Genomic DNA, 13808 nt, shown 5'->3' with positions numbered 1-13808 from the left:
CTATTAAAATTCGGTGTTCGAAGGCATTTAAAAAAGCGGATTTTGAAAGGCTACGTGCTACGTGCTACGTGCTACGTGCTGTTAGCTGTGAATATGGATAAGCTCGATTAAGGCATCCAATTGCTGCTTGGCTCCACCCTCTAACGAATACCCAATATTGATGAGTAAGCAATTGCTGTAAAGGTCGAGAGTGCTGAACAGGTGTCCAAGCCTAATATCAATGTTCTTCTCGGTAATGCCCTGAGCAAAGGCTGACTGGTTCAAGCTTGGGATTTGCAGCCAAAGCACCATGCCACCTTGTGGATTACTTATCTTCACATCTTGAGGAAGGTGCTGAGCCAAATAACTTAGGTATTGTTGGCGCAAAGACAAGATCTGAGTGCATCTTCTCCTCACGTGCTTAGCGTATTGGCCAGATCCAATAAAGTCAGCAACCGCAAGCTGAGTGGGCAGGGCAACGCCGTAGCTCGCAGCTGAGAACTGAGCCTTGTATTCGTTGATAAACCTGCCCGGCAAGCACCATCCCAAACGGTAACTCGGTGACAAACTTTTCGATACTGATCCACACCATAAGACAAAACCGCCTTTGTCGTAGTATTTCGCGGGGAGCGGCGTGTGTGAGGAGTAGGACAGTTCCAGATACACATCATCTTCAATGATCGGCACTCGATAGTGATTCGCTAATTCAGCCAGTTTCTGCTTTTGAGTGGCTGACATGTTGATCCCTTGAGGGTTCATATGAGAGGTACAAAAGATCGCGGCATCGACTTGTTTATTTTTCAAATGCGCTTCCAGTTGTTGCAAGTCGACACCATCATCTAGAGACGGGATCTCGATGATTTTTCGCGACATTTGTCCGAGCAATTCCAGAATACCGTTGAAACATGGCGAGCTAATAGCGATGGTGTCGCCTTCTTTAGTGCAAGATTCAAGTGCGGCCTTAATCGCAGACATACAGCCAGCCGTAATCACCATCTCTTCAGGTGAAAAGTGCACATCGAGCTTGGCAAAATGAGTGGATAATGCCTGTCGTAAAATCGGCTCACCTTGTGTATCTGGGTAATGGTTAAGCCTGTTGCTCATACGCCTAATAGCGCGACGAAAACTTCGTTCCAGTTCAACGATCGACTGCTCATCATTAGTGGTGCTCGAAACCCCTAAAGGCCCATTGATTGAGTTGTGAGTCGATGAGGTTTGCCTAACGCTGGACACCTTACTCTCAAACTGTGCCCACTCTGGGGTTGAGTGAGCAGGTTTATGAGGAGAAACAAAATATCCCGCTTGCGGTCGAGAATGAATCCAACCTTGTGATTCCAGTTTTTGGTAGCAGCTCACCACGGTCGACATGCTGATCGCCTGTTGCTTGGCGCTACTTAGTCAGTTATGGCTTTTTGTTCGGTGTGGGTATTTGGGGGATGGCTTCATGGTCGATCACTGCTGGTTTATCGTCTGGGCTTTCATCGGTCTTACTTTCAACCAACGTATTAATCGGCATGGCGGTTGGCGTGTGGGTGTTCAAGGAGAGTGCTTCTATTCGTAAATTATTGGGTGCGATGCTAGCTATGTGTGCATTGGCGGTATTGGTATCTGCAGCTACGGGTAATGTCACCGTTAATGGCGTGATCTTGATTATGATTGCGGCGTGCAGTTGGACCTTGATGGGCGTGATTGTTAAGGCATCGAAAACCACTCAAGCTTTTGCGTTCAATGTCTGGGGGATGCTGTTTGCTCCAGTGCCATTAGTGTTATTTTCCGTGATGTTACACGGTGACCAAATAATCTGCCAGGGCATCGAACAATGGGATTGGAACACGACGATTGCGGTGCTGTTTCAAGCTTACCCAACCACGCTATTTGGTTATTGGGTATGGAATAAGCTGCTAATCCAATACCCTTTAAGCACGACCGCGCCGTTAACCTTGTTAGTGCCTATCTTCGCATTGATTAGCGGTTACTTTATGTATGATGAGGTGCTGTCTGTGGCTCAGGTTGTTGCATCAATACTGTTTCTTGTCGGGATTGGTTTGATTGTGAAACCTGCGAATGTAACGAATACCAAAGCGACACAAACACTTGCTGAACAAAAATGATTGAAGAAAGCTGATATTGCATGAGCAGCTTTGAATGACAAATAAGACCTCGCACTTGTGAGGTCTTATTCTATGTCGAAGAAGTGAAGTTATTTAAATAACCAACTTACTAAGCAATCAACTAACCATACACGCAAGTAACTGGCTCTCAAGATCATATTCTATTTCTAGACCGATCATTTCTATTCTGATTTCGATACACTCATCGAGTTCTGATTCCGTCAAGCCATCCTCTGTTAAGTTGTAACCGAAAACCTCAAAGGAACATAGGCTTTTATAAGTGAATTCGAATTAAATTCTGAAATGATACAAACCTTATATTTAATAACGCTTATTTAGTAACCTTTGTTGAGTCCCATATCAAATCAAGTGGCTGATTTTATTGGGTATCGGAGAAAAGTCTCAAAAATTATTATTTAGTTCGCTAAAGTTTTAAATTCTATTAATGGTTGTTTGTATGGGATATAACTCCATTTCGTTACTGTTGAGTAGATGGTTTTTAGCTATATATGTGAAATTTGAAGCGAGTTATCTTTCTGATTTGAAAGAATAATTAAATAGTTAAGATAAAAAAGTTGGCGAAAATCAGAAGCTTGGCATACACTTTCCTTGTAAATGACCTTATCTCATTGATTGAATAGGGTAAATGCTTTGGCGCTACTGGCGATGGTAGCAATGTTTAACATAGCTTTGAGGAAAGTTTTATGGCACTCACGAAGGCCGATTTGGCTGAGAACCTGTTTGAGACACTCGGATACAGCAAGCGGGATGCCAAGGAAACGGTGGAAGTGTTTTTCGAAGAAGTTCGTAAAGCGCTCGAAAATGGCGAACAGGTAAAACTGTCTGGTTTTGGTAATTTTGATCTTCGCGAGAAAAACGAGCGACCTGGTCGTAACCCGAAAACTGGTGAAGACATTCCAATTTCTGCTCGACGTGTTGTTACTTTTAGACCGGGACAAAAACTAAAGGCCCGTGTCGAAAATATTAAAATCGAGAAGTAGCCAAGCAATAGACCACGCCTAGCGTGGTCTTTTTGTATCTGCATAGAGTTTAAGCTAAACGCATTTCTTTAATTTTTAGTAACCTTTCTCAAACTCCATCTATTTACTGTCCGGTAAGAACTTGCTTTAGATGCGAAAACAGAGGCTAGGCCTCTGACTTTGAATCTTCACTCTAAAGGGCTTGTTGAACCTTACTTGCGATGTCTTCAGACACCCAAGGCTTCCATACCTGTGGTGAGCTTTCTAGAAAGTAATACATGGCTTCTTCGGCGTCGGCTTGGTTGTCTTCCATCCAGGCCAGCAACTCACTCATTTGTTTATTGGTAAAACCACGCTTTTCAAAGTATTGGTAGGCAAGAGGTTCGTTATTAGCAAAGGCTTCTGTGGTGATTGTGTGAACCGGTGCTGGTGGATACATGGTCACTTTAGGAGATTCACAATCAGGTTGTGTCGTACAGTTACGGAATTCCTCAATGTCAGTACCACTTCCGAAATCAACCTTCACCATTTCATACTTACCTAGCACAGGCGTAGGCGACCAGTAATATCCAAACCATGCTTTTTTGCGTTCGTAAGCTTTCGCTATCGTACCTGCTAAAGCGGCGCCTGAGCCGGGATCAACCATTTCAAAATTGTGATCTTCTAACTTAAGCGCATCGAACAGGTGACCGGAGGTAATCTGACAAGTCCAACCCGCAGGGCAGCTATAAAACGCAAACTTCTCATCATCTTCTGGGTGTTCAAACAGCTTTGCGTTTTTAATCACACCTTCAATGGTTGTAAGCTCTGGGTACTGTTCAACAAGGTAGTTTGGTACCCAGAAACCTTCTTCACCGCCGTTGACCAAAGACTTGCCCGCGTAACGTAGACGCTTATCCGCAACACCCTTATCCAACGCTTCTTTGATGCCATTAGTCCAAAGCTCTGGCGCAACATCAGGTTGACCTTTTTCAATCATTGACGTGCCCGTAGGGACGCTATCACCGGGGATTAAGTCCGCTTCACAGCCGTAGCCGTTATTCAAAATGAATTGGTCGACATGAGCAATAAGGCTCGCCGAGTTCCAGTTCATGTCTGCAATGGTGATCTTTCCGCATTCGTCAGCACTAGCGTGTACAGAAAACGCAGCAAGTAGCGCGATGGAAAGCATGGATTTGTTATTCTGCATTGACGTAATTCCTTTTCTTGTCAGAAGCTTATTCGCTATAGAAACAGAAATGTTCGACGGAGAAAAGAGACTGAGATCTAAATTTAAACGATCTGATTATTTGGGATAGGAAGTGGAGAGGCTACTCAACAAGTACTAAAAAGGGCTGCGAGTGCAGCCCTTGTGATGTTTATTGGAATAGCCTATCTATGTGTTAAGCCGCTATAATGTGCGTTGTAATGTACGGTTGCCATGCTTGTTGGTAAAGCTCTAAAGATTGGCGTCGTAGGCTATTGATTTGTGCCGCTTCGATATCGTTGATTGGGCGATGTTCTGCAATTGCGTGACGCTCAATACCTTGGATAATTTCGTACAGCTCGTGCTCAGGACCACTTTTCACATCAGCAATCGCTTTTAAGTGAAGTTGAACCTCTGCAATGATGTTGGTTTTAGGCAAACGAACCAACAAGTTAAGGTCACGGTAACCAGAGGCAGCCGGCGATTTAAACTTATTTTTCAGCTTAACAACGTCTGCTTCACGGCTTAGCGCTTCGTAAACTTCAACCAAGCTCTCTACATCGTTCGCGATGATAGTTGCACGGGCTAAGTCGGTAATTTTTGTCACATCACCATCAAGCTCAAGGGCGATTTTTTCTTCTGCGCGAGCTTGAGATTTAACGCCAGCAAATAGCGCTTCAGAATTGGTGAGTAGGGCAGTACTTTTACAGATAGTTTCTAGTTCAGCTTGGCCTTGATGCGCTTTGCTGTACAAAATATCGAAGTCGGTGTAAGGCTGAGTCGGGCGCGAGTCGAAGGCTTTGATGCCGTAAAGGCCGCTCAAACTATGACGGAATACGTTTGAAGATACTTGGTTTTGCGCAGGAGTGCGCGTTTGATCTGTTGAACTTGTTGAAACAGGTGCTGCTGCGAATGCAGGCGCTCGGCTCAATACCAAAAGCATTAGGGCCGTCGTACGGAGAAATACACTCATTCAAACTCCAAAATACAAGGTTACAAAAAACGGGTAGTCAAAAGGGGTAACCAGTAACGCACAAGAGTAAAAACAGCTTAACTAATTTCACTACATATTAAATGAGGCTAGCTAAGACAGAAACCAATTCTAACGTTTAATATTGCTTTAAAATGTGAAGATATAGCCAAATAACCCAACCGTTAGTTCCGCAATTATCAGAACTTTGAACTTAGCCAGTTTCTGATTTTATCGAAATCAATTTAGTACTTTAAACCAAGCTAAGGTTGCTCTTACCTCTCTATACTGTACCCTTGCATTATGACTGTTTAACATGAACGAAAGATGAATAATCCTGAATTTTGGCACAATAAATGGGCAGCCAACCAAATTGGTTTCCACCTCGAAGATGTAAACCCACTTCTGATTAAATTTTGGGAAAAGACTGAGCCTAGCTACGAGAAGAGTGTGTTTGTTCCACTTTGTGGCAAAAGTGAAGATCTGATTTGGCTAGCTTCAAAGCATGAAGATGTTCAAGGTGTCGAGTTAAGCCAGATTGCGGTTCGCGCATTTTTTGCAGAGCACCTTTATACCCCGACTGTGACTCAAATTAGCGGTCAGCACGAGCTCTACCAATTCGATGAATTGAGTGTTTACACGGGAGACTACTTCACAGCGCCTATTCAGCCTGTTGACATTATTTATGACCGAGCTTCTTTAGTGGCATTGCCTGAAGAGATGCGAGTGCAGTATGTCGAGCGTTTGAAACAACTACTGAAACCGGGTGGTAAGATTCTTTTGGTAACACTGGATTACGACCAAAACGAAATGGCTGGGCCTCCGTTTAGCGTGCCTAAGCTAGAAATCGATCAGTTGTTCGCAGGTTATAAGATCACATTGTTGAATCAGGACATCGCAGACGATGAACATCCGAAGATTGCTAAGAAAGGCTTGTCTCGCTTCTGTGAAGAAGTGTATTTGATTGAGTCAGACGCTTAAGTTCAGTCTGCTTAGTTAAGCGAACAGATAACACCAACAAAAAGACGGGCTCGATAGCCCGTCTTTTTATGGTTCAGATTTGAACTCGTGATTGTTCAGAATTGAATAGCAGGTTAGTAAATCACTTTTACTTTTGACGCGCTCTCAATGGCATCTTCAATCGCTGTTTCTGTGCTGTTACGACGAGTAAGCGCCACACCTAAACGACGGCGACCATCGATATCAGGCTTACCAAACAGGCGAACTTGTGTTTGTGGTGCGTCTAGCGCCTCTGTAAGACCTTCAAAACGAATGTTAGTTGAAGTGCCTTGGCCTAGAATAACCGCTGATGCACAAGGGCCGTATTGCGTGATGGATTTGATCGGCATACCCGTAAAGGCTCGTACGTGCAGTGCGAATTCCGATGAGTCTTGAGACATCAATGTTACTAGGCCTGTATCGTGTGGGCGAGGGGATACTTCGTTGAAGATAACGTGATCGCCTTTAACAAACAGCTCGACACCAAAGATACCGTGGCCACCTAGTGCATTAACCACTTGTTCAGCCGTGTATTGCGCGGCTTTAAGTGCGTTGTCTGACATCACTTGTGGCTGCCATGATTCGCGGTAATCACCGTCTTCTTGGCGGTGACCGATAGGCGCACAGAAGTGAACACCGTCGACAGCACGAACGGTTAGAAGCGTGATTTCGTAATCAAAGTCGATGAAGCCTTCAACGATTACACGACCCGCGCCAGTACGACCGCCTTCTTGTGCGTAGTCCCAAGACTTCTGAATGTCTTCCTCTGTTTTGATAACGCTTTGGCCTTTACCTGAAGAGCTCATTACTGGCTTAACAACGCAAGGCATGCCCACGAATTCAACAGCGGAAGCGAAGTCTTCAAAGGTGTCTGCAAAGCGGTAAGGTGAAGTGCTCAGTTTGAGTTCTTCTGCGGCTAGACGACGGATACCTTCGCGGTTCATCGTTAGCTTGGTCGCATTCGCAGTTGGAACGACATTTAAGCCTTGCGCTTCTAGCTCTACCAACTTGCTGGTGGCAATAGCTTCAATTTCAGGAACCACATAATCTGGCTTTTCTAGTTCAATGATCGCTTGAAGTGCATCGCCGTCTAACATGTCTAATACATGGCTACGGTGCGCAACTTGCATTGCGGGTGCGTCTGCGTAACGGTCACATGCAATAACTTCCAAGCCTAAACGTTGGCACTCGATAGCAACTTCTTTGCCGAGTTCACCTGAACCTAATAGAAGTACACGAGTAGCATTTTCACGAGTAGCAGTACCAAACATAGAAATTCCTTCCGATCTTTTGAACGATTGATTGAAAACGGGGTGATCATACTTATTTCAATGATAAAAGCAAACGTTTGCGCAAGTTGTTGCGTTAATTACAGGTATAAAAAAAGCAGCCCCGTTAAATAGGGCTGCTTATTTAAAATTTTGTTAATTAGATGTACTTAGATTGCTAAGTAAGTCACTGGAATGTCGGGATTAATCGCTTCTAATGTAGACTGCGTATCCGCTAGGTGACTGATACTACCTTCGGCAATTTCAACCAACGCTGCACTTTCAATCTGTTCAAAATCGAAGCCAGCCAGTTTAAGTTGAATCAACGCCACTTGTAGAGGAGGTAAGCTCGGGTTGAACGCTGCGTTTTCAGCGTAAGCACCGGTGAAAATCTCACCCGACGTCAATTGCAGTGAAACACCACTTAGGTTTTTGGTGTAAGGAGCATGGCTGCGGTTTAGTGCTGCTAGCGCTTCTACAACAATAGGCGTTGTTTCTTCAGTCGTGTGCTTATGATCAAGCTTAGTCATTAGGCCAGTCGTCACACCTAAGTCGGCAGGGCCGAATGAGTCTGGTAGGTACTCTTGCAGAGACATTTCATCACGTTGTGGAAGCTGAACTTTAAGTTCTTTTGCTGTGGTCAGTTCGTTCATGAATTGACGACAGTGACCACAAGGGCTGAAATTGATTGTGATATCAGAGATACCTTGCTCGCCTTTCATCCAAGCGTGGCTGATTGCAGATTGCTCAGCGTGTACTGTTTGGCCAAGTTGAGCACCAGCAATTTCAAGGTTTGCACCAAAATACAGAGTGCCAGATAAACCACGCACGATTGCACCAACATAAAAGTCAGATAACGGAGCGTAAGAATACGCTGCGGCAAAAGGAAGTAGCGCAATACGTAGCTCGTCATCCGCTAGACCACTTGCTTGCAGTAGGCTAGCAAATTGTTCTGGAGACAATGTCGCGTCAAAGTTGTCTGCTAATACGATGTCACTCAAAAGCGCTTTCATTGATGATGGAGCACTTTCCAGCGCCAGGGTAATACGACTGTTCATGTTGAATCCTTAATTGACCTTAGGCTTTAAGTTTATGCATTGCTCAGGAATTTTCTGTGATAAAGATCACTATTGAATTGTTGTTGTTACATTGGTTTACATAATTAGAGTGAGGTCACACTTGAAATCGATTGCAAGAGCCATTTATACAGCTGATATCGCACTTAGTGCTCGTAAAAGACCGTGACTTGACTGCTATTGCTAAATAAATGCGAATAAAAAGCCCAAACAGACACTGTAATAAACAGCATTCTGGTTGGGCTGAATCGCGTAGTGATCGTTTAGGTTAAGAATAGAACCAAACCACGAGCGAAAATATACTCGGTGCGATGATTGAGGTAATGACGCCACAAAGCACAAGAGCCAAAGAACTGAATGCTGCATCTTCCTGATTCTTTTCCGCACAAGTCGCGGTGCCTAAAGCGTGAGACACGGTACCCATGGTTAAGCCACGGGCGATCGGGCTCTTAATACCAATGAGGTTGTAGATTGGGTAAGCAAAAATTGCCCCAAATAGACCCACAATCAATACCAGTATTGCCGCAATCGCTGCTTCACCACCTAAATGGCTCGATACTTCCATTGCAATTGGCGTGGTGACTGATTTGCCTAACAAGCTCGCAATCAAAGTTAAGTCCGCTTTAAATGCTACTGCGATCACTGCCGTTGTTGTCATCGACATCACACTGCCTAGCGTGCACGCAAAGGTAATGATGCGCCAGTTGGCTCTGATTTGAGGTAGCTGCTCATAAAGTGGGTAAGCAAGTGCAACAACCGCAGGCTGCAGCATGTAGGTAATCCAAGTGTTGTCAGCATAGTAAGTCTCAAACGGTACTCTAAAGAACGTGAGAATCGGAATGATGATACCAATGCTGATAAGCAGGGGGTTACACAGCGGCGAGTTTGCTTTTTGACTTACCCAGCGAGCAAATAGGAATACCACGATGGTGAGTAGAATCCACATGATCAGTTACCTCTCGAAAGCAAGCGGTCTAAGAACCATGATAAGGATACTAACACCAATAATGTGCCACCAACGGCGCTCGCCATAATTGGCAATGCGTTCGCGATGAGCATGTCGAAGTGATCCATCAACCCAACACTGATCGGAACAAACAGTAAGATCATTAGGCGGATAATCAAGCTTGCACCGGGTTGTACCCAGTGCGAAGGAACAATACCAATCACCATGGCGGCAAACAGAATCAACATGCCAAAAATACTGCCTGGGATTGAGGTATCCAAAAAGTGCTGTAACGCGTTACCTGCTGTAAGTGCACCTATGATTAAGGTGAAGGAGATTAAGCAGTAAACCAGTTGGATCAATCTTTCTTTCAAAGTGTTACGTCTCTTGATAATGGAATTAGCTAGCTAACTTTTCTACGTATTGATAAACCGCTTTCAAGATAGCCATTTTCTTCTCGTCGCTTTCATGTTCGTGCGCGAGGTTTTCAAGGTTGAGCATGTACTCTTCTAAACGGCTCTCATAAAATTCACGACAATGGTTCGCCCATTTCAATTGTTCAGCTTCGTCGAGCGTCCATGGGAAATTTCGAGCACGGTAACGGAACAGTAGCGGTTTAATACGTTCGTCACTGAAGGTGATATCCAAAGCTGCTAAGTTATTTGGGTCAGTTTCGCGAATGATGTTCATTGCTGTTTTATCAGCAGGTGAAAAGAAACCGTCGTAAAGGTGTGTATCAACATCATCACTCTTCTCGTACTCACGCTCTTGTGAATACAGGCCGATCAGTTTTTCGCGGATCTCTGGGTGTTCGCGCAGCAGTGCCAAGTTCTTCAAGCATTGTTGGCGATCAATACCGATGGTTTCGGCATTTTCAGCCGTCAGCGTTTTGGCTGGAGCAAGAATAGGGCACTTGTTCAGTTGAACCAATTTGATTGGTACTGGTAGCTCGTCTTCACCCAGTTCACTGCGTTTGGTGTAGAGTCTGTCTCTGAGTTCATCAGCGTCCAGTTCTAACAGTGGGCTTGGATCTTTGGCTAAATCAACCACGATAACCGCATTTTGATTGGTTGGGTGCCAAGCCATAGGCACAATCCAGCTGGTGTAGTTGCAGTCACGGCCAAACATGCCTGAAACGTGCATTAATGGTGTCATGTTTACGATATCAACCAGATCATTCAGCTTACGCTTATGACGCATGTTGTAAAGGTAATCGAACATCTTAGGTTGCGCAGCTTTCAGCTTCTTCGCTAACTCGATGGTCGCAATAACATCGGCCATCGCATCGTGCGCGTTCTCGTGTTCAATGCCGTTTGCCACAGATAGGTGTTCCAGTTTGAAGCTTGGGTAACCTTCTTCGTTCTCTGGCCAAACAATGCCTTCAGGACGCAGTGCGTGAACAGCGCGCATTACATCTAATAAATCCCAACGAGAGTTGCCATTCTGCCAGCTCCACGCATATGGGTCGATGAAGTTTCGGTAACAGGTGTAACGCGTTACTTCATCATCAAATCGAATACTGTTGTAGCCAAGGCTTGTGGTGTTTGGTTTGGCCAACTCAGCATGGATCTTAGCGATAAACTCTGGCTCAGGAAGACCTTGTGAGGCAGCCTTCTGTGGTGTGATACGGGTGATCAGTGCAGCTTCAGGCGCAGGGAGGTAATCAGCGGGAGGTTGGCAATAGATAACCAGAGGCTCTCCAATAACATTGAAATCTTGGTCGGTACGAACACCCGCAAACTGACTCGGACGGTCTTTTGCTGGGCTAACGCCCCATGTTTCGTAATCGAAAAAGAAGTAGGTTGGCTGATTATCTGAACTCATTGAATTTCCTGAACAGCAAGCGCGGAACGTTTACTGTGGCTGAAGGTTAGTTTTGTTCAGTATCTGATAGTATGCGGTACGCGTGCAACCCAGATCACAAATAAATTGCCGGAAAACGGTGCTTTACTATTCAATCGAGTCAGTGGGGAAGGTTTTGAAACCAATTGAGGCGGTTTCTTAGTTAATACAATCTGTCTATCGTCCGTTTAATCCGATGGAGGCGAGAGTATCAACTGGACTTTCTGCTTCATGGTTAACTCTCGGTTCTTCAAATCTTTGAATATGGCCTTCCATTCTTGAAAGGTGACCACTATCGGATTAAAACTGTTCACGGGTTTGGTGACGCCGTAACGTACAGTTTCAACTTCTGGCTCGAACGTACCGAATAACTTATCCCAAACAATCAGAACGCCAGCGTAGTTTTTATCGATGTATTGTGGGTTTTTACCGTGATGCACACGATGATGCGATGGGGTGTTAAAGATGTATTCAAGCGGCCCCAAGCTTCGTATCCATTGTGTATGGACAAAGAACTGCAAACCTAGATTGAGAAGCACCACAAAGATGACCCATTTAGGGTCGAAACCGATGATGACGAGCGGTACCCAAAATAGCCACATGCCTGCGAATGGGTACATCAAACTCTGACGGAAAGCCGTACTGAAGTTCATCTGTTCTGAACTGTGGTGCGCGACGTGCGCGGCCCACATCCAGCGAATACGATGGCTTGCTCTATGGAACCAATAATAGAAAAAGTCTTGTAACACCATCAATACAACAAAACTCAGCACGCCCATTTCAATGTCCATTAAGTGCCAACCGAACATCCAAAGATACAACTGCACGACCAATAACCCGGTGAGCAAATCGGAGAGTTGATGCATTCCCGCAAGCGTGAAGTTACACATCACTTCTGAAAGTTTATATCTGGAATTATCTGGTAGTCGACCTTGCTTCTGACCGATAAAATACTCAGCCAACATGCACACCACGAATAAGGGCGCTAATACCAGCAGTAGCCATTCTGGGTGATTGATTAATGCGTCGATATTCATGTTTTATCCTTGTTGAGACGCCATACGCGTTCTTAGTATCAAGCTTACTTAGACTTGATCGTCTGAGATTCAGTCAGCAGAATTTCGCTACCAGCGAGCAAAGTGATCTTCTGTTAGACCAAGAACACCATCGAGTTGATGTGTCACTCCATTGTTGTCTTCAATCGAGCCAGAAAAGTGACCAACGAACTGACGAAAGTTACTTTTTAACAGCCATAAATTGAGCTTTTCGCTGCGATTATTTAAGGGCGTAAAGGTCAGGTTTATACGTCCATCTTGTGATGTTATCTGCCAAGGTAAATTCGTGTCTTGGCGATTAAACGTAAACTGTACCGGGTTAAGTAAGTGCCGAGTTCCATTGATCCATAAAACGTTCTCGCAGCCTCCGGTTTCATTGACGCCTTCTGCAAGGTTCAAGCCAATATCTGTCCCATTGGATTGCGTGTTGATGCTTGCCCAGCGCCAACTGGTTTCACGTCTCATGTAACCCGCTGAAAAGTCATAACCGGCACGAGCTTGTTCGAGAACGAGTGATTCTCCCTTGATTTGGATTTCACCGCTGATGCGCAAAGCATTGTGCTTTTGGGTGTAAGTCCAACCTGAATAACCCGTTGGGCTGCACATCGCCATGGGCAAGCTGTCGGTTTCAGGCTCTAAAGAAATATCGGCCTTGATGAATTTCGTATTCAAGCGAACTCGCCATTGTCCGCCCTCGATATAGAAAGCAATGCTTTGATCTGCAATGCTTGTCTTTCCTTCAAATGGTGAAGGCGTTACATGCTTATCAAACCCTAATGGCCTCAACCAAGATGACTCTTGCAGATGGTTGTTTTCTATGTCGTACAGATAACAAAATGCCGAGCCTAAGTAGCGAATATCCGCGATAGCGACGCCGATAATGTGTGTGTCGGTGACGATGCTGACAAACTGGAATTGCTTATAGTGGAAGTGCTTCTGCCAAGGGTTTGCTTTTGAATCCATCGAGTTTCGGTAGTCAAAGTTCTCGATGTTTAGGTGTTTAAGGATGCCATCGAAATGCCCAATGATCGGCTGACCATTAGAATTAATCAAACTGTGTGGGGCTGGGTTGGTTTTTATCATTGCGATGGTTCACATTATTTTAACAACTAAAGCCATTGTGCGATGAGTAGCGTAGAATTGGGAGGTCATATTCGGACAAGAGCGCGTTACCAATCACGATTTTGTCAGCATGTGTTGTTAAGGCTGAGTAGTCATGTTGATGGGAATGGGCTCGATATAAGGAGAGACGATTGGAGATTATCGCGGAGTATAAGCCAACCGGACATAGGCACCAGTTGGGTACATTAGATATCGCGCTGCTGTTGAATACGCTAGAGCAACGAGGTATCGATATTGAAAGGCTACTCAATGATGCTGTCTCTTATACACAAAT

The 13808-nt window shown here is 44.8% G+C and carries 11 protein-coding genes and 3 pseudogenes; 3 read left to right on the top strand and 11 right to left on the bottom strand.

Features of this window, described 5'->3' with window-relative positions; translation table 11 throughout:
• Nucleotides 1-81: 81 nt before the first annotated feature.
• Nucleotides 82-1368, bottom strand: a pseudogene (locus AB4583_RS19835) (PLP-dependent aminotransferase family protein); the annotation flags it as partial.
• Between AB4583_RS19835 and AB4583_RS19830 the strand changes: the two are divergent.
• Nucleotides 1359-2090 (top strand): annotated as a pseudogene (locus AB4583_RS19830) (DMT family transporter); the annotation flags it as partial. The pseudogenes AB4583_RS19835 and AB4583_RS19830 sit on opposite strands and share 10 nt — an antisense overlap.
• Nucleotides 2091-2207: 117 nt before the next feature.
• Here AB4583_RS19830 and AB4583_RS19825 read toward each other — a convergent pair.
• Nucleotides 2208-2345, bottom strand: a pseudogene (locus tag AB4583_RS19825) (GTP-binding protein); the annotation flags it as partial.
• 449 nt (nucleotides 2346-2794) lie between these two features.
• On the opposite strand from AB4583_RS19825, the gene ihfA reads away from it, so the two are divergent.
• Nucleotides 2795-3091 carry an integration host factor subunit alpha gene (gene ihfA, locus AB4583_RS19820; RefSeq protein WP_004734853.1) on the top strand — a complete coding sequence of 99 codons (297 nt, stop codon included), beginning with the start codon at nucleotides 2795-2797 and terminating at the stop codon, nucleotides 3089-3091.
• A 172-nt stretch (nucleotides 3092-3263) separates the two neighbouring features.
• Here ihfA and AB4583_RS19815 read toward each other — a convergent pair whose 3' ends face one another.
• The gene (locus tag AB4583_RS19815) at nucleotides 3264-4259 is read right to left on the bottom strand and encodes an ABC transporter substrate-binding protein (RefSeq protein ID WP_102427801.1); all 996 of its coding nucleotides are present in this window, start codon (nucleotides 4257-4259) and stop codon (nucleotides 3264-3266) included.
• 193 nt (nucleotides 4260-4452) lie between these two features.
• Entirely contained in the window at nucleotides 4453-5229 is a 777-nt protein-coding gene (locus tag AB4583_RS19810; protein ID WP_372118994.1) for a phosphoribosylglycinamide formyltransferase, read from the bottom strand.
• Nucleotides 5230-5553: 324 nt separating this feature from the next.
• Here AB4583_RS19810 and AB4583_RS19805 point away from each other — a divergent pair, with 324 nt between their 5' ends.
• The gene (locus AB4583_RS19805) at nucleotides 5554-6207 is read left to right on the top strand and encodes a thiopurine S-methyltransferase (protein WP_017069827.1); all 654 of its coding nucleotides are present in this window, start codon (nucleotides 5554-5556) and stop codon (nucleotides 6205-6207) included.
• 113 nt (nucleotides 6208-6320) lie between these two features.
• Here AB4583_RS19805 and purT read toward each other — a convergent pair whose 3' ends face one another.
• From purT to AB4583_RS19770, 7 genes are all read right to left on the bottom strand, one after another.
• Nucleotides 6321-7496 (bottom strand): formate-dependent phosphoribosylglycinamide formyltransferase, encoded by a 1176-nt coding sequence (gene purT, locus AB4583_RS19800; protein WP_136974855.1) that lies wholly within the window; start codon nucleotides 7494-7496, stop codon nucleotides 6321-6323.
• Nucleotides 7497-7663: 167 nt separating this feature from the next.
• The gene (cdd, locus tag AB4583_RS19795) at nucleotides 7664-8551 is read right to left on the bottom strand and encodes a cytidine deaminase (protein WP_333008851.1); all 888 of its coding nucleotides are present in this window, start codon (nucleotides 8549-8551) and stop codon (nucleotides 7664-7666) included.
• 286 nt (nucleotides 8552-8837) lie between these two features.
• A complete protein-coding gene (locus tag AB4583_RS19790; protein WP_017069824.1) occupies nucleotides 8838-9515 on the bottom strand; it encodes an LrgB family protein in 678 nt (225 codons plus the stop codon).
• Between the two features lie 2 nt (nucleotides 9516-9517).
• Nucleotides 9518-9889: a CidA/LrgA family protein gene (locus AB4583_RS19785; RefSeq protein ID WP_004734867.1), complete on the bottom strand. Its 372-nt coding sequence runs from the start codon at nucleotides 9887-9889 to the stop codon at nucleotides 9518-9520.
• A gap of 25 nt (nucleotides 9890-9914) precedes the next feature.
• Nucleotides 9915-11339, bottom strand: coding sequence for an exodeoxyribonuclease I (gene sbcB, locus AB4583_RS19780; RefSeq protein ID WP_017069823.1), 1425 nt, complete (start codon nucleotides 11337-11339; stop codon nucleotides 9915-9917).
• 206 nt (nucleotides 11340-11545) lie between these two features.
• Complete coding sequence (locus tag AB4583_RS19775; protein ID WP_372118988.1) at nucleotides 11546-12394, bottom strand: sterol desaturase family protein; 849 nt, start codon at nucleotides 12392-12394, stop codon at nucleotides 11546-11548.
• An 87-nt stretch (nucleotides 12395-12481) separates the two neighbouring features.
• Nucleotides 12482-13495, bottom strand: coding sequence for a DUF2804 domain-containing protein (locus AB4583_RS19770; RefSeq protein ID WP_372118985.1), 1014 nt, complete (start codon nucleotides 13493-13495; stop codon nucleotides 12482-12484).
• Nucleotides 13496-13808 lie beyond the last annotated feature (313 nt).

The organism is Vibrio sp. 10N.222.49.C12 (assembly GCF_041475025.1).
Classification (GTDB): Bacteria; Pseudomonadota; Gammaproteobacteria; order Enterobacterales; family Vibrionaceae; genus Vibrio; species Vibrio crassostreae_C.
This window is presented reverse-complemented; position numbering and strand designations above follow the sequence as displayed.

Excerpts from the sequence above, each read along its gene's own strand:
- sbcB (WP_017069823.1), bottom strand. The coding sequence starts at position 11,339 with ATGAGTTCAGATAATCAGCCAACCTACTTCTTTTTCGATTACGAAACA.
- AB4583_RS19805 (WP_017069827.1), top strand. The coding sequence starts at position 5,554 with ATGAATAATCCTGAATTTTGGCACAATAAATGGGCAGCCAACCAAATT.
- AB4583_RS19770 (WP_372118985.1), bottom strand. The coding sequence starts at position 13,495 with ATGATAAAAACCAACCCAGCCCCACACAGTTTGATTAATTCTAATGGT.
- AB4583_RS19790 (WP_017069824.1), bottom strand. The coding sequence starts at position 9,515 with ATGTGGATTCTACTCACCATCGTGGTATTCCTATTTGCTCGCTGGGTA.
- AB4583_RS19810 (WP_372118994.1), bottom strand. The coding sequence starts at position 5,229 with ATGAGTGTATTTCTCCGTACGACGGCCCTAATGCTTTTGGTATTGAGC.
- cdd (WP_333008851.1), bottom strand. The coding sequence starts at position 8,551 with ATGAACAGTCGTATTACCCTGGCGCTGGAAAGTGCTCCATCATCAATG.
- purT (WP_136974855.1), bottom strand. The coding sequence starts at position 7,496 with ATGTTTGGTACTGCTACTCGTGAAAATGCTACTCGTGTACTTCTATTA.
- ihfA (WP_004734853.1), top strand. The coding sequence starts at position 2,795 with ATGGCACTCACGAAGGCCGATTTGGCTGAGAACCTGTTTGAGACACTC.
- AB4583_RS19815 (WP_102427801.1), bottom strand. The coding sequence starts at position 4,259 with ATGCAGAATAACAAATCCATGCTTTCCATCGCGCTACTTGCTGCGTTT.
- AB4583_RS19775 (WP_372118988.1), bottom strand. The coding sequence starts at position 12,394 with ATGAATATCGACGCATTAATCAATCACCCAGAATGGCTACTGCTGGTA.